This window comes from Rhodoluna sp. KAS3 (assembly GCF_026000575.1).
Taxonomy (GTDB): Bacteria; Actinomycetota; Actinomycetes; order Actinomycetales; family Microbacteriaceae; genus Rhodoluna.
In genome coordinates, this window is sequence record NZ_AP026910.1 from 439,277 (window position 1) to 459,238 (window position 19,962).

At 53.8% G+C, this 19,962-nt stretch carries 13 protein-coding genes and 3 rRNA genes; all 16 read left to right on the plus strand.

The window, feature by feature from the left end:
• Positions 1-2: 2 nt before the first annotated feature.
• The 16 genes from rpmI (at position 3) to OO731_RS02335 (ending at position 19,958) form a co-directional block, all read left to right on the plus strand.
• Positions 3-197: a 50S ribosomal protein L35 gene (gene rpmI / locus OO731_RS02260; protein WP_138275205.1), complete on the plus strand. Its 195-nt coding sequence runs from the start codon at positions 3-5 to the stop codon at positions 195-197.
• Between the two features lie 35 nt (positions 198-232).
• Positions 233-616: a 50S ribosomal protein L20 gene (rplT, locus tag OO731_RS02265; RefSeq protein ID WP_138275206.1), complete on the plus strand. Its 384-nt coding sequence runs from the start codon at positions 233-235 to the stop codon at positions 614-616.
• 5 nt (positions 617-621) lie between these two features.
• Entirely contained in the window at positions 622-1,422 is an 801-nt protein-coding gene (locus tag OO731_RS02270; protein ID WP_264890492.1) for an RNA methyltransferase, read from the plus strand.
• A 37-nt stretch (positions 1,423-1,459) separates the two neighbouring features.
• On the plus strand, positions 1,460-2,500 hold the full coding sequence (gene pheS, locus OO731_RS02275) for a phenylalanine--tRNA ligase subunit alpha (RefSeq protein ID WP_264890493.1): 1,041 nt from the start codon (positions 1,460-1,462) through the stop codon (positions 2,498-2,500).
• Positions 2,500-5,022, plus strand: a complete 2,523-nt coding sequence (gene pheT / locus OO731_RS02280) for a phenylalanine--tRNA ligase subunit beta (protein ID WP_264890494.1) — start codon at positions 2,500-2,502, stop codon at positions 5,020-5,022. The genes pheS and pheT overlap by 1 nt, the downstream gene beginning before the upstream one ends.
• 14 nt (positions 5,023-5,036) lie before the next feature.
• Positions 5,037-6,101: an N-acetyl-gamma-glutamyl-phosphate reductase gene (argC, locus tag OO731_RS02285; RefSeq protein WP_264890495.1), complete on the plus strand. Its 1,065-nt coding sequence runs from the start codon at positions 5,037-5,039 to the stop codon at positions 6,099-6,101.
• Positions 6,102-7,256: a bifunctional glutamate N-acetyltransferase/amino-acid acetyltransferase ArgJ gene (gene argJ, locus OO731_RS02290; protein ID WP_264890496.1), complete on the plus strand. Its 1,155-nt coding sequence runs from the start codon at positions 6,102-6,104 to the stop codon at positions 7,254-7,256.
• The gene (argB, locus tag OO731_RS02295) at positions 7,256-8,149 is read left to right on the plus strand and encodes an acetylglutamate kinase (protein ID WP_264890497.1); all 894 of its coding nucleotides are present in this window, start codon (positions 7,256-7,258) and stop codon (positions 8,147-8,149) included. Before argJ ends, argB begins: the two co-directional genes overlap by 1 nt.
• Positions 8,150-8,161: 12 nt before the next feature.
• On the plus strand, positions 8,162-9,085 hold the full coding sequence (gene argF, locus OO731_RS02300) for an ornithine carbamoyltransferase (RefSeq protein WP_264890498.1): 924 nt from the start codon (positions 8,162-8,164) through the stop codon (positions 9,083-9,085).
• Between the two features lie 73 nt (positions 9,086-9,158).
• Complete coding sequence (gene argH, locus OO731_RS02305) at positions 9,159-10,568, plus strand: argininosuccinate lyase (RefSeq protein ID WP_264890499.1); 1,410 nt, start codon at positions 9,159-9,161, stop codon at positions 10,566-10,568.
• 2 nt (positions 10,569-10,570) lie between these two features.
• Complete coding sequence (gene tyrS, locus OO731_RS02310) at positions 10,571-11,866, plus strand: tyrosine--tRNA ligase (RefSeq protein ID WP_264890500.1); 1,296 nt, start codon at positions 10,571-10,573, stop codon at positions 11,864-11,866.
• A 667-nt stretch (positions 11,867-12,533) separates the two neighbouring features.
• Positions 12,534-14,053, plus strand: a 16S ribosomal RNA gene (locus tag OO731_RS02315).
• Between the two features lie 390 nt (positions 14,054-14,443).
• Positions 14,444-17,545 (plus strand): 23S ribosomal RNA (locus OO731_RS02320).
• Positions 17,546-17,633: 88 nt separating this feature from the next.
• A 5S ribosomal RNA gene (gene rrf / locus OO731_RS02325) occupies positions 17,634-17,750 on the plus strand.
• Together the 16S, 23S and 5S rRNA genes form the textbook arrangement of a ribosomal RNA operon.
• Positions 17,751-17,827: 77 nt before the next feature.
• A complete protein-coding gene (locus OO731_RS02330; protein WP_264890501.1) occupies positions 17,828-18,985 on the plus strand; it encodes a hypothetical protein in 1,158 nt (385 codons plus the stop codon).
• The gene (locus OO731_RS02335) at positions 18,975-19,958 is read left to right on the plus strand and encodes an HAD-IIA family hydrolase (RefSeq protein ID WP_264890502.1); all 984 of its coding nucleotides are present in this window, start codon (positions 18,975-18,977) and stop codon (positions 19,956-19,958) included. Before OO731_RS02330 ends, OO731_RS02335 begins: the two co-directional genes overlap by 11 nt.
• The last annotated feature ends 4 nt before the right edge of the window (positions 19,959-19,962 follow it).

The following is a 19,962-nucleotide window of genomic DNA, read 5'->3' on the forward strand; positions in this document are numbered from 1 at the left end:
CAATGCCAAAGCAGAAGACCCACTCGGGCGCCAAGAAGCGTTTCCGCTTCACCGGTAGCGGCAAGATCATGAAAGAACAGATCAACATGCGCCACAACCAGGAGCACATGTCGAACCGTCGCAAGCGTCGCCTAAACGTAGACCAGGTTGTCTCAAAGGCCGACTACAAGACCCTAAAGACCCTTCTCGGCAAGTAAGCCCGAGTTCTTTCAAACTTCACTAGGAGCATCAAATGGCAAGAGTAAAAAACGCGGTTAACGGCGCTAAGAAGCGTCGTACCGTACTAGAGCGCGCTAAGGGTTACCGCGGCCAGCGCTCACGTCTGTACCGCATGGCAAAGCAGCAGATGCTGCACTCGTTGGTTTACGCATACAACGACCGCCGTGCCCGTAAGGGTGACTTCCGTCGCCTCTGGATCCAGCGCATCAACGCAGCAGCTCGCCTAAACGGCATGACTTACAACCGCTTCATCCAGGGTCTAAACCTTGCTGGTATTGAGGTTGACCGTCGTATCCTGGCTGACCTAGCTGTAAACGATGCCAAGACTTTCGCAACCCTAGTAGCAACCGCAAAGGCTGCACTTCCTGCAGACACCTCTGCACCAAAGGTTAAGTAAGTCAATTGCTAACTGATCCCAAGGCCACCAAGGTCCGTGGGGTTGCCAAGCTCACTAAGAAAGACGCCCGGTCCTCGACCGGGCTCTTTCTGCTTGAGGGACCTCAAGGACTCAAAGAGGCACTCGAACGACCGAGGCTAATCGTCGAGTTGTACGCAACCGAGGAAGCCGTTTCGCGCTACCCGGAACTCTTTGATCGAGCAGAATCCAAGCGCATTCAGGTGCAACTGGTAACTGAGCCAGTACTCAAAGCCCTTTCTGACACCACAACCCCGCAGGGCGTAGTTGCCGTATGCGAGCAACTGGATGTCTCACTTGATGATGTTCTAGAAGCCAAACCAACTTTGATTGCCTTTCTGGCGAACATTCGGGACCCTGGCAATGCTGGCACCGTCCTTCGTGCCGCAGACGCTGCGGGTGCCGATGCTGTCATCTTCAGCAGCAACAGTGTCGATGTTTATAACCCGAAGGTAGTTCGCTCTACGACCGGATCAATTTTTCACCTGCCGATTGTCATCGACATCGACATTGAAACCGCCATCGAGAAATTCAAGGCGGCAGGAATTCAGGTCTTTGCGGCCAACGGCGGAGGTGAACAAATCCCTGACCTTAAACCTGAGGTTTTGCAGGCTCCAACCGCTTGGGTGTTTGGTAACGAGGCTTGGGGTTTCGAGCAGAGCACTCTCGACCAGGTTGACCGAGAGGTTGCAGTTCCCCTTTACGGAGCCGCAGAGTCGCTGAACCTAGCCACAGCGGCGAGCATCTGCCTCTACGCCTCTGCCTTCGCTCAAAATACTGGAGCCTAGGGCAGTAATCTGCGGTAATCAGTAGACTTAGAAGCCTATGTCTGCTGAAAATCCAATCACTCAATCCGCTGTAGATTCGGCCGTTGCTGAGGCACTCGTTGCAATCCAAGCAGCCGAAGATCTCGCGGCCCTCAAGGCTGCTCGCGCCCAGGTTATCGGCGAGCAATCGCCAATTGCTCAGTTGAACGCCCAGATGCGCAGCGTTCCAAACGAATTCAAAGCAGCTGCCGGTGCCATGATTGGCCAAGCCCGCGGCCAACTTAACGCAGCATTTAGCGCCAAGGAGGCAGAGTTCTCTGCCATCGAAGAGCAGGCAAAGCTTGCGGCTGAATCGGTAGATGTCACGGCAGCAGCTCAAACATCACGCATCGGCGCACGCCACCCATTGAGTTTGCTCCAGGACACCATCGCTGATGTTTTCGTAGGCATGGGCTGGGAGATTGCCGAAGGCCCTGAAATCGAAAGCGAATGGTTCAACTTTGATGCTTTGAACTTTGACGCTGACCACCCTGCCCGAGCAATGCAGGACACGTTTTTTGTTGAGCCGGTAGAAGCCAATTTGGTCCTTCGCACCCACACTTCTCCAGTGCAGGTTCGTTCCATGCTCGAGCGCGAACTGCCGCTGTATGTGCTCTGTCCTGGGCGTGTTTTCCGTACCGATGAACTCGATGCCACCCACACGCCGGTATTCCACCAGGTTGAGGGCTTGGCGATTGACAAGGGCCTGACCATGGCCGACCTGCGCGGTACTCTCGAGCATTTCGCTCGCATCATGTTTGGTCCCGATGCACAGATTCGCTTGCGTCCTTCGTTCTTCCCATTTACCGAGCCGTCGGCTGAGTTGGATGTTTGGCATCCTGGCGCCAAGGGCGGAGCTCGCTGGGTCGAATGGGGTGGTTGCGGCATGGTGAACCCAAATGTCCTAAAGGCCGCAGGTATTGATCCTGAGGAGTACACCGGGTTTGCGTTCGGTATGGGTATTGAGCGCACCCTGATGTTCCGAAATGATGTGCGAGACATGCACGACATGGTTGAAGCAGATGTTCGCTTCAGTGAGCAGTTTGGAGTTTCGATCTAATGCGCGTTCCACTTTCATGGTTGGCGGAGTACGTCGATCTCCCTGGCGATGCCACCCCAGACAGCGTGATGGCCGAGCTGGTAAAAATTGGCCTTGAAGAAGAAGGCTCGCACTCATTTGGTGTCTCTGGACCGGTCGTGGTTGGCCAGGTGCTTGAGTTCACCCCAGAAGAACAGTCAAACGGTAAGACCATTCGCTGGTGTCAGGTTCGTGTCGCAGCCGAGGGTATGAAGGCTGCTGATGGTGGCGATGACGTTCGAGGAATCGTTTGCGGTGCCAGCAATTTTGAAGTCGGCGACAAAGTTGTTGTCTGCCTGCCGGGTGCCGTTCTACCGGGCGATTTCCACATCACTCCGCGCAAGACTTACGGTCACGTTAGTGACGGAATGATGGCCTCGGCCCGAGAGCTAAATCTAAACGATGACCACGCTGGCATCATCCGGCTTCAAGAGTTGGGTCTTGATCCGAAGGTTGGTACAGATGCGCTCGAGGTGCTGAACCTCAATGAGCAGGCAGCAGAGGTCAACGTCACTCCAGACCGTGGCTACTGTTTCTCAATCCGCGGTATCGCACGCGAGTATTCTCACGCCACCGGCAGCGACTTCCGCGACCCAATTGGCAACGTGCACCCAGAGGCTGGGCACGGATTCGCGCTCAAAATTGATGACCAGTCACCGATCCGAGAGAAGATCGGTTCGGAGCGTTTTGTCCTTCGAACCGTCAAGGGCGTAGATGCCAAGCGCCCAACGCCGCCATGGATGGTGGCGCGACTAAAGCTTGCAGGCATGCGGTCAATTTCGCTCATTGTTGACATCACAAATTACGCGATGCTTGAACTCGGGCAACCTATTCATGCTTACGACTTGGATAAAATCCAGGGCGGTATCGTCGTTAGGCGAGCAAAGGCCGGCGAAGTTTTGGTCACCCTTGACGGGCAGGAGCGAAAACTCCACCCGGAGGACCTAGTAATTGCAGATGATTCTGGTGCAATCGGTCTAGCCGGTGTCATGGGCGGTCTAAGTACTGAAGTTTCAGAAACCACAGTCAACGTTCTGATTGAGGCTGCCCACTTTGAGCCAATTTCCATCGCTCGAACTGCCCGCCGTCACAAACTTCCGTCTGAGGCGTCCAAGCGCTTTGAGCGGGGCGTAGATTCAAACATCGCTGAGTACGCGGCCGGCCGAGTGGTTCAGCTTCTCGAGGTCCAAGCTCTCGGAACAGCCGACTCTTTGGGTGCTGACTTCCGCAGCCACCGTGCTGCGGCACCAATCTGGTTACCGGCCGATTTTGCGTCGGGTTTGGTTGGGGTTGACTACACAGCCAAAGAGATCGTAGAAACCCTCACTCTCATCGGCTGCGTCGTAGCTTCGGTCGATGGTGGTTTTGAAGTAATACCGCCAACTTGGCGGCCTGACCTCCGACACAAGACTGACCTGGTTGAAGAAGTTGCCAGAATCACCGGCTATGACCGCATCCCAACTCGCCTTCCAGTTGCACCTCCGGGCAGAGGATTGACCGCAAGTCAGCGTCATCGCCGTTCGGTGATCACTGCGTTGGCTAACTCCGGTCATGTAGAGGTCCTGACCTACCCATTTGTTTCTGCTCAGCAGAACTCTTGGTTTACTCCTTCTGCTGACACTGCCAGAGTTCGATTGGCTAACCCGATGCAGGGTGACCTCAACGAAATGCGCACATCAATCCTGCCTGGTTTGATGGATGCCCTTCGCAGAAATATCGCTCGTGGTGTGACTGACGTTGCAATTTTTGAAGAAGGTTCGGTTTTCATTCCGGCACCTCCGGTCAAGGTCAATCCAGCATTGCCTGCCGGAGATGCACGTCCGACAGACGCTCAGCTACAGGCACTGGCATCTACTATCCCGGTTCAGCCAAAGCGCATCGCGGGTGTGTTTGCTGGCAATAGAGTTGCCCAGCAGGTCGGTGTGACTGCTGTTGAAGCTACCTACCAGGATGCAATTCAGGCAGCCCGAGTTGTGGTTCGTTCCGTTGGACTCGACCTAGTTGTTCGTCAGGCCAGCCCAGCGGGTTTCCACCCCGGTAGAACCGCCGAGCTTTCAGTCTCAACTGCAGCCGGAACCTTTGTCCTTGGCTACGCCGGAGAACTCGATCCAAAACTCACTTCCGAGAACGATCTTCCTCGTCGCGTATCAGCATTCGAAATTGATCTTTCGCAGTTGTATGCGGTTGCGCCAAAAGTCATTCAAGCGGGTGCGCTCGGTGTCATGCCAGCCGCAACCCAAGACCTTTCGCTGCTGGTTCCTTCATCCGTCCCGGCTGCTGATGTGCAGGCAGTAATCACTGAGGGAGCAGGTCCATTATTGGAGCGCATCGTCTTGGTTGATGACTATCGGGGTGCCAACTTGCCTGAGGGACAGAAGTCGTTGACCTTCGCGCTCAGATTCCGCGCCGAAGATAGAACGCTCACGCAGGTAGAAGCTTCAGAGGCTCGCGATAGTGCAGTCTCTCTTGCTAGTGAGCGCTTTGGCGCATCGCTGCGGGCATAGCAGGCGGTAGGCAGATGGTTTATTCAGTAGCTGTAGCTGGTGCAAGCGGCAACGTTGGCGGAGAGCTTCTTCGCTTGATCGCCGTGCACCCAGATCTGGAGCTCAAGACCGTCACCGCGAGCAGCATGGTAGGCGAGCGCGTGGCGGCTCTGCATCCATCTGTGACCAAGTATGCCGACGTTGTGTTCAAAGAAAATAACGCCGAAAACCTATCGGGGCATGATGTTGTTTTTCTTGCCCTTCCGCATTCAAAATCTGCTGAGGTTGCAGCCTGGCTGGATGGCCAGAACTCCCTGATACTTGACTGTGGCGCCGACTTTAGGCTCGACAGCGCTTCGGATTGGGAAAAGTTCTATGGCGGCACCCATGCCGGAACCTGGACCTATGGCATGCCTGAATTGCTCGTCGATGGCGGTTCTGCAAAACAGCGCGATGCCCTAAAGACCACAAAAAGAATCGCGGTGCCAGGTTGCAACGTCACGGCCATCACAATTGGCTTGGCGCCGGCCCTATCTGCACACCTGGTTGAACCTGCTGACATCGTCAGTATTTTGACGGTTGGAACATCGGGTGCCGGTCGCGGCGCTACCGAGAAACTTCAAGCTGAAGAACCTACTGGTTCGGCCTACGCCTATCAAGTTGGCGGCATCCACCGCCACACCCCAGAGATTGAGCAAAATCTTGCCAAGGCTGCGGGTGAATCCGTCCAAGTTTCGTTCACGCCGGTTCTGGCCTCCCTCGAACGCGGAATTCTCGCGGTGAACACCGCCGTACTCAAGCCAGGCGTCGATTTGCTTCAAATTGTCACCGCTTACCAAGCGGCATACGGCACTGAAGCGTTCATCGAGGTCTTGCCTAGCGGTGAATTCCCAAAGACCTCAAGCATTATCGGAGAGAACAAGGCCACCATCGGCTTGGCAGTCGATGAGCACGCGAATCGCTTGATTTCGGTATGCGCAATCGACAACCTAGTAAAAGGAACCGGCGGAGCCGCGATCCAGTCGATGAACATAGCTCTTGGACTTCCGGAAACTACTGGACTAACTTCTATATCGCTTGGCCAGAACGGAGATAACTAGATGACCGTCACACATGCAAAGGGGTTCACCGCAGCCGGTGTTCACGCTGGCCTCAAAAAATCGGGCAATTTGGACTTGGCGCTAGTTGTCAACCAGGGGCCCCTGAATGCGGCCGCTGCAGTCTTTACCACCAACCGCTGTCAGGCCAATCCAATCATCTGGAGCAAGCAGGTAATCGCTGATGGCCAGGTTGCGGCAATTGTTTTGAACTCGGGTGGCGCAAACTGCTACACAGGTCCTCAGGGGTTTCAGACAACGCATTCCACTGCAGAGAAGGTTGCCGAGGTTCTCGAGGTCTCAGCAGGTGACGTATTGGTGTGCTCTACCGGTCTAATCGGCGAGCAACTCGATCGTGAAAAACTGCTCAACGGTGTGGCTGCGGCACATGCCGTACTGAGTCAAGATGCAGGGCCAAGTGCGGCTCAGGCCATCATGACTACCGACTCAGTGGCAAAGGTTGCACACCACACGAGTCCAGCTGGCTGGGCAATCGGCGGCATGGCTAAGGGTGCCGGCATGTTGGCTCCAGGGTTGGCAACCATGCTGGTCGTCATCACCACAGATGCAGTGGTTGACTCTGATGCGCTCGATCGAGCATTACGTTCTGCAACTCGCGTTTCATTCGACCGTCTAGATTCAGACGGCTGTATGTCGACCAACGACCAGGTAACTTTGATGGCTTCTGGTGCCAGCGGAGTTAGCCCAAGTGAGTCTGAATTTCAAACCGCTTTGACCGACATCTGTATGAGCCTGGCCCTCCAGCTGTTGCGTGATGCTGAGGGCTCTAGCCATGACATTGCCATCGAAGTCGTCAACGCTGCCAGTGAAGCAGATGCCGTAGAAGTCGGTCGCTCAGTGGCCAGAAACAATCTCTTCAAAGCAGCGATTTATGGAAATGACGCCAACTGGGGTCGCATCTTGGCTGCGGTAGGTGTGACAAGTGCCGAGTTTGATCCGTATGACATCGATGTCGACATCAACGGTGTCAGCGTTTCACGCAAGGGACAGCCAGACCAGCCTCGTGAATTAGTTGACCTGACACCTCGTGAAGTTGCCATAAAAATCTCATTGAATGCTGGCCCGTACTCGGCCACCATTTATACCAATGACCTAACTCACGAGTACGTGACCGAGAACAGCGCATACTCAAGCTAATGATTCCTTCAGCTCAGCAAGATCAAAACCTAGCGGCAATCAAAGCCGAGACCCTGATTGAGTCACTGCCTTGGTTGCAGGCTTTCCACGGCAAGGTCGTGGTGGTGAAGTTCGGCGGCAACGCCATGGTTGACGAGGCTCTGCAGAAGGCATTTGCCGAGGACATGGCCTACCTTCGCTGGGTGGGCATCAAGCCAGTAGTTGTTCACGGCGGTGGTCCACAGATTTCAGCTCGTTTGGCTGAGCTCGGTATCGAGAGTGAGTTCCGCGGTGGCTTCCGCGTCACTACAGATGAAACCATCAGTGTGGTTCGCGATGTACTTCGGGAGCAGATTTCAGCCCAACTTGCAGCGATGATAGAGCAGTCCGGTGCCGAGACCGTGATTATGTCCGGCGAGGACGCCAACCTGTTCCGTGCTGAGAAGACCGTTCTCGACTCTGAAACCGGTCCGGTAGATATCGGTCTGGTTGGCGAGGTCACTCAGGTAAATCCGAGAATTGTGTTTGAAGCCCTAGACGCGGGACGAATTCCGGTGGTTTCCACCGTCGCGCCAACTATTGCCGGTGAACTTCTCAACGTGAACGCTGACCTAGCGGCGGCATCACTGGCTGTAGCGCTTGGTGCCGAAAAGCTTATGGTTCTGACCGATGTCCCAGGTCTTTACAGTGACTGGCCAAATCGTGATTCACTCGTGTCAGAAATCACCACCGGGGAGCTTGAGGAATTGCTGCCAAAACTCGAGTCCGGCATGATTCCAAAAATGCAAGCCTGCTTGCGTGCTGTCCAAGGCGGTGTGCCAAGTTCACACGTCATTGATGGCCGCACGCCGCACAGCATCCTGCTAGAAATTTTCACAGTCTCCGGCGTCGGCACAGTTGTGCACCCAAAATAGAACGGAAACACTATGCCTAGACACTTTTTGAAAGATGATGACATCTCTCCAGTCGAGCAGGCTGAAATCCTCCGCCTAGCTCTGGATCTAAAGAAGGCCCCATACTCGCAAAAGCCATTCGAGGGCCCGCAGACGGTGGCACTGATTTTTGATAAGACCTCGACCAGAACGCGCGTTTCATTTGCTGTCGGTGTGGCAGACCTCGGCGGCGTCCCGCTGATCATTGATAGCCAGTCCAGTCAGATGGGAGTAAAAGAGTCAGTAGCAGACACTGCTCGTGTGCTCGGGCGGCAGGTTTCTCAGATTGTTTGGCGCACGTACGCTCACGCAGGCTTAGAAGAGATGGCGCAGCATGCTGGAGTGCCGGTAATCAACTCTCTGAGCGATGACTACCACCCGTGTCAGATCCTGGCCGACCTGCTAACCATTACCGAGCACAAGGGTAAGCTTGCCGGCTTGAAGATTGCCTACGTCGGCGATGCCAGCAACAACATGGCCAATAGTTATTTGGTTGGCTGCGCCACCGCCGGCATGCACGTTTCAGTGGCCGGCCCGGCTAACTACCTGCCTGATGGGGGAGTAGTAGCGCGGGCTGCAGCTATCGCAGATCAGACCGGCGGTTCGGTATCGGTATTCGGTGAACCTCACCTAGCGGTGGCTGATGCAGATGTTGTTGTCACCGATACCTGGATCTCGATGGGGCAAGAAGCCGAAAAAGAGCAGCGCATCCGCGACTTCGACGGTTTCACCATTGACCAGGAGATGTTCAACGCGGCTAAGCCAGACGCTATTTTCATGCACTGTCTGCCTGCCTATCGGGGCTATGAAGTCAGTGCCGATGTTATTGACGGGCCTAGGTCTGTGATTTGGGATGAAGCCGAGAACCGCCTGCACGCGCAAAAAGCCTTGATGCTGTGGTTGTCTCAGCGCGCCTAGGTGTCTAAAAGGCTCCAAGTAAGATTTATTGAAATCCACATTGCATCGCAGTGTCTATTGAATTTAGGAATATATGACTAGCCAGGCATCAGGTTCAAACGCTCTCTGGGGTAGCCGATTCGAGGGCGGGCCGTCAGACGCCCTAGTCGCTCTCAGCCGTTCGGTGCACTTTGACTGGCGACTCGCGGGTTATGACATTGCTGGCACCCGTGCACACATCAAGGCGCTTCAGTCTGCCGGCTACCTTACTGTCGCCGAGCACGAGAAGCTTGACCGCAGCCTAGTTGAGCTCCTCGGGCGAGTTCAGCAGGGCAGTTTTGTTGCAAAGTCTTCTGACGAGGACGTCCATTCTGCTCTTGAGCGCGGACTAATCGAAATCGCCGGAGTTGAACTTGGCGGCAAAGTTCGCGCCGGTCGTAGCCGAAATGACCAGATCGCAACTTTGATTCGCACCTATCTGCTGGACCAAGCCAACGAGATTTCTGCAATGGTCATTGATCTCGTTGAGGTTTTGGTCTCGCGTGCCGAAGAGCATCTCGGTGTAGCAATGCCGGGCCGCACTCACTTCCAGCACGCCCAGCCGGTTGCGCTGTCCCACCACCTACTTGCCCACGCGTGGCCATTGGTCCGGGACCTCGAGCGCCTTCACGATTGGCGCAAGCGCGCAAATCTTTCTCCATACGGGGCAGGAGCGCTCGCCGGAAACACTCTGGGCCTAGATCCAAATTTGGTGGCTCACGAGCTCGGGCTTGCTGGTCCAACGCAAAACTCAATTGACGCAACAGCCAGCCGCGATGTTGTCGCAGAGTTCGCTTTTATCGCTAGCCTGATCGGCATCAACCTATCTCGCTTCTCCGAAGAAATCATCATCTGGGCTAGCGCTGAGTTTGACTACGTGAAGCTTCACGATGCCTACTCAACCGGTTCGTCGATCATGCCTCAGAAAAAGAACCCTGACATCGCCGAGTTGGCTCGCGGAAAATCAGGCCGCCTCATCGGAGACCTAACCGGTCTTCTGGCAACACTCAAGGGATTGCCATTGGCGTATAACCGTGACTTGCAGGAGGACAAGGAGCCTGTCTTCGACATGGTCGATACCTTGACGGTCTTGCTTCCTGCATTCACCGGCATGGTGGCCACACTCGAGTTCAACCGCAGTCGCCTCGAGCAGCTTGCTCCGGCAGGGTTCTCTCTTGCGACTGACGTTGCCGAGTGGCTAGTCAAGAAGAAGGTTGCCTTCCGCGACGCTCATGACATCACCGGCCGCATGGTTTCTTTCTGCGAGCAAAACAAGCTTGAGTTGCACGAGGTTCCTGATGCCGACATGGCAGCCATCTCAGTGCACCTAACCCCTGATGTTCGCGACGTCCTAACTGTGGGCGGTTCGATTAAAGCGCGCGCTGGCGCTGGTGGTACAGCACTGCCTCGGGTGCTCGAGCAAATTGCTGCGCTGCGTAAGATCGCACCTAAGCGTGAGGCATAGTCATGGCAACAGCTGAATTTCTTCGCGGTCAGAGTAACGACCCTTCCTTTCCGCACATCCTCGACGAGCTCAAGTGGCGTGGTCTGGTGGCTCTATCCACCGATGAAGACGAGCTGCGCGCAGCACTTTCAGAAAAGCTGACCTACTACTGCGGCTTTGATCCAACCGCGGCAAGTTTGCACTTGGGTAACCTGGTGCAGCTTTTGACCATGCGTCGCCTCCAATTGGCAGGCAACTGCCCCTTGGCTCTAATCGGTGGGTCGACCGGATTGGTTGGCGACCCGCGGCCAACTGCGGAGAGAACTCTGAACACCAAAGAAACCGTTGCCGAGTGGGTCGAGAAGCTCGGAAGCCAGGCATCTCGCTTCCTTGCATTCGAGGGGCCAAATGCTGCTCGGTTGGTAAACAACCTGGACTGGACCGCGCCGCTAAGCGCAATTGATTTTCTGCGAGATGTTGGCAAGTACTTCCGTGTTGGCAAGATGCTGTCTAAAGACGCCGTTTCGGCCCGTCTAAATTCTGAGCACGGAATCAGCTATACCGAATTCAGCTACCAGATCCTCCAGGGTTTTGACTTCCTAGAGTTGTTCCGCCGTTACGACTGTGTGCTTCAGACCGGTGGCTCGGATCAGTGGGGAAACCTAACTTCTGGAACCGACCTGATTCACAAGGTTGAAGGCAAGAGCGCTCACATTTTGGCGACGCCGTTGATTACCAATAGCGATGGCAAAAAATTCGGTAAATCTGAGGGTAATGCGGTTTGGCTAGATGCTGAACTAACCAGCCCTTATGCGTTCTACCAGTTCTGGCTAAATGTTGAGGACGCGGATGTCATCGACCGCCTGAAGGTTTTCACATTCCTGACTCGCAACGAAATTGAAGAACTCGAGCGCCAGACCATTGAAGCGCCATACCTACGCGCGGCCCAGAAGCGTTTGGCCCTTGAGGTAACCACTTTGGTTCACTCTGCTTCAGCAGCACAGGCAGCAATCGATGCTTCAGCTGCGTTGTTCGGTAATGGTGACTTGGCAACCCTTGATGCCACAACTCTTGCCGCCGCTTTGGGGGAGTTGCCCAATGCGACTGCTGTTTCGGGAACCCTGATTACAGATCTCCTGGTTGAAACCGGTTTGGTTGCTTCAATCTCAGCTGGCCGTAGGGCTATAGCTGAGGGTGGCGTCTACCTAAACAATGAGAAAGTCACTGATGAACAGGCAAATCTGGATAACTTCATCCAGGATCGGTTTGCAGTTCTACGACGAGGCAAAAAAACTTTGGCCGGAGTCTTTAAGGCGTAAATCCTTATAAATAAAGGGCAAGCGGGCACACACCTTCACTGGATGTGCCCGCTTATTGCTTAAAAATCACCCTAAAATTCAAAAAATTTCAAAGATTTTTAAGGTTTTTTCGCTGTCTGGCCCAAAAACGGACAAAAACCGGCCAGGCGGCAAATGCCAGAACCCTTATAAACACTGGGATATAGGCCCGCTGAAACTAAAAGTGCACCTCGATTTGACATTGCCGTTACCTCCCCGTAATGTTTTACCTGTTGCCGAAACGCCGAGGAAGTTCTGATAAGAACCCCGGATCAAGAGCAACAAATCCTAAACCAGGTCAAAAAGCCTCTTGCAGGCTTTTGTTTTTGTGTTTATGATTGAAGACTTCCACTGAAAACAGTTGGCGTGTCAGATTTGACAAGTTAGCAAAAGGTGGTAAGTTAGACAAGTTGCCCTGGAGGCAAGTAGAGATACAAACTCCCAGGAGCATCCGATCCTTGAGAACTCAACAGCGTGCACAATGTCGATACCAAGAACCTCTTGGTTATCTAGCTTGCTAGATAAGCAGAGAAAATATTGGATTAGACAGATTGTCAGACAATCTATTTAGTCAGATCAAGCTAAAGGCCCCATTTTCCGGGGCTGAAGTAAAAATTTGGTGGTGAGCTTGCTCGTCACCTAAAAAACTTTTACGGAGAGTTTGATCCTGGCTCAGGACGAACGCTGGCGGCGTGCTTAACACATGCAAGTCGAACGATGAAGCTGGAGCTTGCTCCGGTGGATTAGTGGCGAACGGGTGAGTAACACGTGAGCAATCTGCCCTTGACTCTGGGATAACTGCGGGAAACTGTAGCTAATACCGGATACGAGACTGAGAGGCATCTTTCAGTCTGGAAAGAATTTCGGTCAAGGATGAGCTCGCGGCCTATCAGCTAGTTGGTGAGGTAATGGCTCACCAAGGCGACGACGGGTAGCCGGCCTGAGAGGGTGACCGGCCACACTGGAACTGAGACACGGTCCAGACTCCTACGGGAGGCAGCAGTGGGGAATATTGCACAATGGGCGAAAGCCTGATGCAGCAACGCCGCGTGAGGGATGAAGGCCTTCGGGTTGTAAACCTCTTTTAGCAGGGAAGAAGCGAAAGTGACGGTACCTGCAGAAAAAGCACCGGCTAACTACGTGCCAGCAGCCGCGGTAATACGTAGGGTGCAAGCGTTGTCCGGAATTATTGGGCGTAAAGAGCTCGTAGGCGGTTTGTCGCGTCTGCTGTGAAAATCCGAGGCTCAACCTCGGACCTGCAGTGGGTACGGGCAAACTAGAGTGCGGTAGGGGAGATGGGAATTCCTGGTGTAGCGGTGGAATGCGCAGATATCAGGAGGAACACCGATGGCGAAGGCACATCTCTGGGCCGTAACTGACGCTGAGGAGCGAAAGCGTGGGGAGCGAACAGGATTAGATACCCTGGTAGTCCACGCCGTAAACGGTGGGTGCTAGTTGTGGGTTCCATTCCACGGAATCCGTGACGAAGTTAACACATTAAGCACCCCGCCTGGGGAGTACGGTCGCAAGACTAAAACTCAAAGGAATTGACGGGGGCCCGCACAAGCGGCGGAGCATGCGGATTAATTCGATGCAACGCGAAGAACCTTACCAAGACTTGACATATAGAGGAAAAGCGTAGAAATACGCTCCCCGCAAGGTCTCTATACAGGTGGTGCATGGTTGTCGTCAGCTCGTGTCGTGAGATGTTGGGTTAAGTCCCGCAACGAGCGCAACCCTCGTCCTATGTTGCCAGCACGTAATGGTGGGAACTCATGGGAGACTGCCGGGGTCAACTCGGAGGAAGGTGGGGATGACGTCAAATCATCATGCCCCTTATGTCTTGGGCTTCACGCATGCTACAATGGCCGGTACAAAGGGCTGCAATACCGCAAGGTGGAGCGAATCCCATAAAGCCGGTCTCAGTTCGGATTGGGGTCTGCAACTCGACCCCATGAAGTCGGAGTCGCTAGTAATCGTAGATCAGCAACGCTACGGTGAATACGTTCCCGGGCCTTGTACACACCGCCCGTCAAGTCACGAAAGTCGGTAACACCCGAAGCCGGTGGCCTAACCGTAAGGAAGGAGCCGTCGAAGGTGGGATCGGTGATTGGGACTAAGTCGTAACAAGGTAGCCGTACCGGAAGGTGCGGCTGGATCACCTCCTTTCTAAGGAGCATCTCGAGAAACTTAGGTTTCTCATAGAGATCCTGATCTAGAACAAACGTTTCTAGCAGGGTAGCTCACGGGTGGAATATCGAATTGTAAGCAGCCGTAATCAGCTGCTCTAGTACGGTCCTTGTGACCTGGAACGAGTCCTGATGAAAACTACTTTTGCACGCTGTTGGGTCCTGAAGGACCGGGTAACCGACCTTCAAGACCGATACATTTCTTCGGAAATGTGACGGACTGGACCACACAAGCTAGTGAACCACCGCTTATGCGGCAGGCCTAGTCTCTGGAGTGGTACCGACCGTACTTTGAGAACTACATAGTGGACGCGAGCATCTTAAAAATAAGATTTAACGATCTCTGAATTATGTTCAGTGATCTCTTTGATATCAAGTTCTTAAGAGCATACGGTGGATGCCTTGGCATTAGGAGCCGAAGAAGGACGTAGTAATCTGCGATAAGCCTCGGGGAGTCGATAAACAGACTTTGATCCGAGGATCTCCGAATGGGGAAACCCAGCTGGACTCGATCCAGTTATTCCTGCCTGAATATATAGGGCAGGTAAAGGGAACGTGGGGAAGTGAAACATCTCAGTACCCACAGGAAGAGAAAACAAAAGTGATTCCGTTAGTAGTGGCGAGCGAACGCGGAAGAGGCCAAACCGATCATGTGTGATAGCCGGCAGGCGTTGCATGATCGGGGTTGCGGGACTTTTCAGTTGGTCTGCCGACCAGCAACAGTAGAAAGCAATGTAGTCGAATGGTCTTGAAAGGCCAGTCATAGAGGGTGCCAACCCCGTAGACGAAACGTTGTGGACGCTGGAGAAGGATCCCAAGTAGTTCGGAACCCGTGAAATTCTGAGCGAATCTGTGAGGACCACCTCATAAGCCTAAATACTACCTAATGACCGATAGCGGACAAGTACCGTGAGGGAAAGGTGAAAAGTACCGCGGGAGCGGAGTGAAATAGTACCTGAAACCGTATGCTTACAAACCGTTGGAGCCAGCTTGTTCTGGTGACAGCGTGCCTTTTGAAGAATGAGCCTGAGAGTTAGCGATATGTGGCGAGGTTAACCCGTGTGGGGTAGCCGTAGCGAAAGCGAGTGTGAATAGCGCGAATGAGTCGCATGTCCTAGACCCGAAGCGAAGTGATCTACCCATGGCCAGGTTGAAGCGACGGTAAGACGTCGTGGAGGACCGAACCCACTTCAGTTGAAAATGGAGGGGATGAGCTGTGGGTAGGGGTGAAAGGCCAATCAAACTTCGTGATAGCTGGTTCTCTCCGAAATGCATTTAGGTGCAGCGTTGCGTGTTTCTTATTGGAGGTAGAGCTACTGGATTGCCGATGGGCCCTACAAGGTTACTGACGTAAGCCAAACTCCGAATGCCAATAAGTGAGAGCGCAGCAGTGAGACTGTGGGGGATAAGCTTCATAGTCGAGAGGGAAACAACCCAGACTACCAACTAAGGTCCCAAAGCGTGTGCTAAGTGGAAAAGGATGTGGAGTTGCACAGACAACCAGGAGGTTGGCTTAGAAGCAGCCACCCTTGAAAGAGTGCGTAATAGCTCACTGGTCAAGTGATTCCGCGCCGACAATGTAACGGGGCTCAAGCACACCACCGAAGTTGTAGCATTTGTACCATTGCCAGGCCGTAAGGTCCAGGCGTACAGATGGGTAGGAGAGCGTCGTGTGGCGAGCGAAGCGGCGGAGTAATCCAGCCGTGGATGCCACACGAGTGAGAATTCAGGCATGAGTAGCGAAAGGCGGGTGAGAAACCCGCCGTCCGAAAGACCAAGGGTTCCAGGGCCAGGTTAATCCGCCCTGGGTAAGTCGGGACCTAAGGCGAGGCCGACAGGCGTAGTCGATGGACAACGGGTTGACATTCCCGTACCGGCGAAGAACCGCCCAAACTAATCAAGTAATGCTAAGTCTTTGAAGCTGTAGTTGAAGCCTTCGGGCAGATTCTACGGTGAATAACACGACCCTATGCTTGTGCGGTTAACGTATTAACAGGTGTGACGCAGGAAGGTAGCCTCCGCGGGGCGATGGTTGTCCCCGTTTAAGGATGTAGGGCGAGTCATAGGCAAATCCGTGACTCACATAGCCTGAGATCTGATGATGAGACCGCAAGGTCGAAGTGGGTGATCCTATGCTGCCAAGAAAAGCATCGACGTGAGGTTCTAGCTGCCCGTACCCCAAACCGACTCAGGTGGTCAGGTAGAGAATACTAAGGATATCGAGAGAATCACGGTTAAGGAACTCGGCAAAATGCCCCCGTAACTTCGGGAGAAGGGGGGCCAGAGTCGTGTAGAAATTTACTTTCGAAGCGATGTATGGCCGCAGAGACCAGTTGGAAGCGACTGTTTACTAAAAACACAGGTCCGTGCGAAGTTGCAAAACGATGTATACGGACTGACGCCTGCCCGGTGCTGGAAGGTTAAGAGGAACGGTTAGCGTAAGCGAAGCTGAGAATTTAAGCCCCAGTAAACGGCGGTGGTAACTATAACCATCCTAAGGTAGCGAAATTCCTTGTCGGGTAAGTTCCGACCTGCACGAATGGCGTAACGACTTCCAAGCTGTCTCAACCGTGAACTCGGCGAAATTGCATTACGAGTAAAGATGCTCGTTACGCGCAGAAGGACGAAAAGACCCCGTGACCTTTACTATAGTTTGGTATTGGTGTTCGGCGTTAGTTGTGTAGGATAGGTGGGAGACTTTGAAGCTTGGACGCTAGTTCAGGTGGAGTCGTTGTTGAAATACCACTCTGCTAACTCTGGATATCTAACCACGAACCGTGATCCGGTTCTGGGACAGTGCCTGATGGGTAGTTTAACTGGGGCGGTTGCCTCCTAAAAAGTAACGGAGGCGCCCAAAGGTTCCCTCAACCTGGTTGGTAATCAGGTGTCGAGTGTAAGTGCACAAGGGAGCTTGACTGTGAGACTGACAAGTCGAGCAGGGACGAAAGTCGGGACTAGTGATCCGGCAGTGGCTTGTGGAAGCGCTGTCGCTCAACGGATAAAAGGTACCTCGGGGATAACAGGCTGATCTTGCCCAAGAGTCCATATCGACGGCATGGTTTGGCACCTCGATGTCGGCTCGTCGCATCCTGGGGCTGGAGTAGGTCCCAAGGGTTGGGCTGTTCGCCCATTAAAGCGGCACGCGAGCTGGGTTTAGAACGTCGTGAGACAGTTCGGTCTCTATCCTCTGCGCGCGCAGGAATTTTGAGAAGAGCTATCCCTAGTACGAGAGGACCGGGATGGACGAACCTCTGGTGTGTCAGTTGTTCCGCCAGGAGCACCGCTGATTAGCTACGTTCGGGAAAGATAACCGCTGAAAGCATCTAAGCGGGAAGCTTGCTTCAAGATGAGAATTCCATGGTGTATACCGAGAGACTCGCAGCTAGACTACTGCGTTGATAGGCTGGATGTGGAAGTGGGGACTAAAGACCCATGGAGCTGACCAGTACTAATAAGTCGATAACTTGATAACATTTTTTGCTTGCGTCCACTATGTGGTTCCCGAAGTATGGGAGCCAAAACACACTTTCGTGTGTCGAAGAAACCTATTTCAATAGTGTTTCGGCGGCCATAGCGGAGGGGAAACGCCTGGTTACATTCCGAACCCAGAAGCTAAGACCTCCAGCGCCGATGGTACTGCAAGGGTGACCTTGTGGGAGAGTAGGACACCGCCGGACTTAATTTAAGAAAATGGCCACCTTTCGAGGTGGCCATTTTCGTTTAACATGCATATATCAATACTGAGGAGAGTCATATGAACGATCGCGAGTTCGGAAAGCGCCCTGAAAATGGTCGTCCGCGTCGTAGTGACAACAATGGTGAGCGTAGCTCGGGCACTGGAAATGGCCGTGGCGGCTATGACAAGCGCCAAGATGCACCTTCAGGTCGCGCTGAACGCACAAATGGCGGTGCCGAATCCCGTCCAGATTGGCAGAATCGTGTTGCACGCCCGTTCAACCCAGACAAGCCAAAGTCTCCTCCGATTCCTGATGAGATCACTGAAAAGGACCTTGAACTCGGGCTACGTGTTCAGTTGAAGACTCTCACACCAGAAAATGCTGAGAAAGTCGCACGTCACCTAGCTATGGTTGGCTTACTAATCGAGCAGGACCCTGATCTTGCGCACCGTCATGCCTTGGCTGCGGCTGAGCGTGCTGGTCGAATTGCTATGGTCCGCGAGGTTGTTGGCGTTACCGCCTACACCGTCGGTGACTATGCGCTTGGCCTTCGTGAGCTTTTGACTCACCGAAGAATTTCAGGTTCCAATGACCAGCTTCCAATCATTGTCGATTGCGAACGCGGTCTCGGTAGGCCTGAGCGTGCTCTTGAGGTTGGCAGGTCCGTTGATCGGAACAGCCTTCCGGTTAGCGTGCGGGTAAACCTAGCAATCGCACTCTCTGGTGCACGATTGGATCAGAATGAAAATGAACTCGCACTTGCTGAATTGCAGATTCCTGAGCTAAATCCGGCGAAGGTCTTTGACTACTCACCGCCGTTGTTCAGGGCTTATGCTGACACGCTAGAGGTGCTTGGTCGACAAGATGAGGCTAAACGCTGGTTTGATCTAGCAGGTAGGGCTGAATTGGCCCTTGCCGGTAACCCTGGTCCTGAGGACGAGGTTTTCGAGGTGCTTGAGGAGATTGAGATTCCAGTCCTATCCGAGCGCAAGCCATGGGAACCATCAAACGACAGTGATCGCCCGCGCAACTTTGAGCCTAGAAAACCGCGCCGCGACGATGAACGACAAACGCGCAGTTTCTCTCGTGATTCCGATCGTCAACCACGTAGCTTCGGACCTGATTCGGGCAGGAAGTCCGGTGGTTTCGGCTCCGGAAGTAATCGTGGTCAAGGGGATTCGCGAGGCAAGGGTGGTTTCGGCGGCGGGCGTCCGGGTGGTGCCCGTGGCCGCTAAGATTTGGGGTCAATACGACGTAGTGTTGTCGGACCTTGACGGTGTGGTTTTCGAGGGTACCCATGCTATTGCGGGGGCTCCGAGTTCTCTGCAGGCCATTGCTGATCTTGGAATTCCGGTCGGTTACGTCACGAACAACTCATCTCGACGTCCTGAGGTGATCGCGGATCAGCTGGCAGGCTTTGGCATTACATGTTCACCCGATGACATCATTGGGTCAGGTAAAACAGCCGTCGAATTGTTGGAAACTCTGATTGCACCAAAATCAAAGGTTTTGGTTGTCGGAGGCGAGGGTCTCCGCGCTCGTGTACTTGAGGGTGGTTTTGAATTAGTCGCGGACTCTGATGCAGAGCCGGATGCCGTGGTTCAGGGTTTTGCCCCGGATGTCTCTTGGCGTCACCTTGCCGAAGCCGCTTTTGCAATTCAAAAGGGCGCAAAGTGGGTCGCCACCAACTCAGACTGGACGCTTCCTCAAGAAAAGGGATTGGCTCCAGGCAACGGAACCTTGGTTTCAGCTGTACACACTGCAGTTGGGCAGTTGCCATTGGTTGCCGGTAAGCCTGAGCCAGCCATTTACAACACTGCCGTGCGCCACTTCAATGCACAGCGACCAATTTTCATCGGTGACCGCATTGATACTGACATTGTTGGTGCAAATCGTGCAGGCATTGAATCAGTCTTGGTTCTTACTGGGGTTAGCACTCGCAAAGAGGTCCTAGGGATCAACAAAGAGGGCCGACCGACCTACATTGTCGGTTCCTTGACTGAGCTCTTGAGTGACTACGATTCCCCCAAAAAGACCAAGCGCGGTTTTGCTTGCCGTGATGCAGAGGTTGAGCTTTTGGGTAACAAGGTTTTGGTTACCCACGGTGATCCGAAGAGCTTGGGTGCCTTGCGCGCCGCTTGCTCAGTGATTTACTCCTCCGAGGTTCCTATCTATGGGCTGGATGTTGAGCCTGCGCTTTACGAATAGGCTT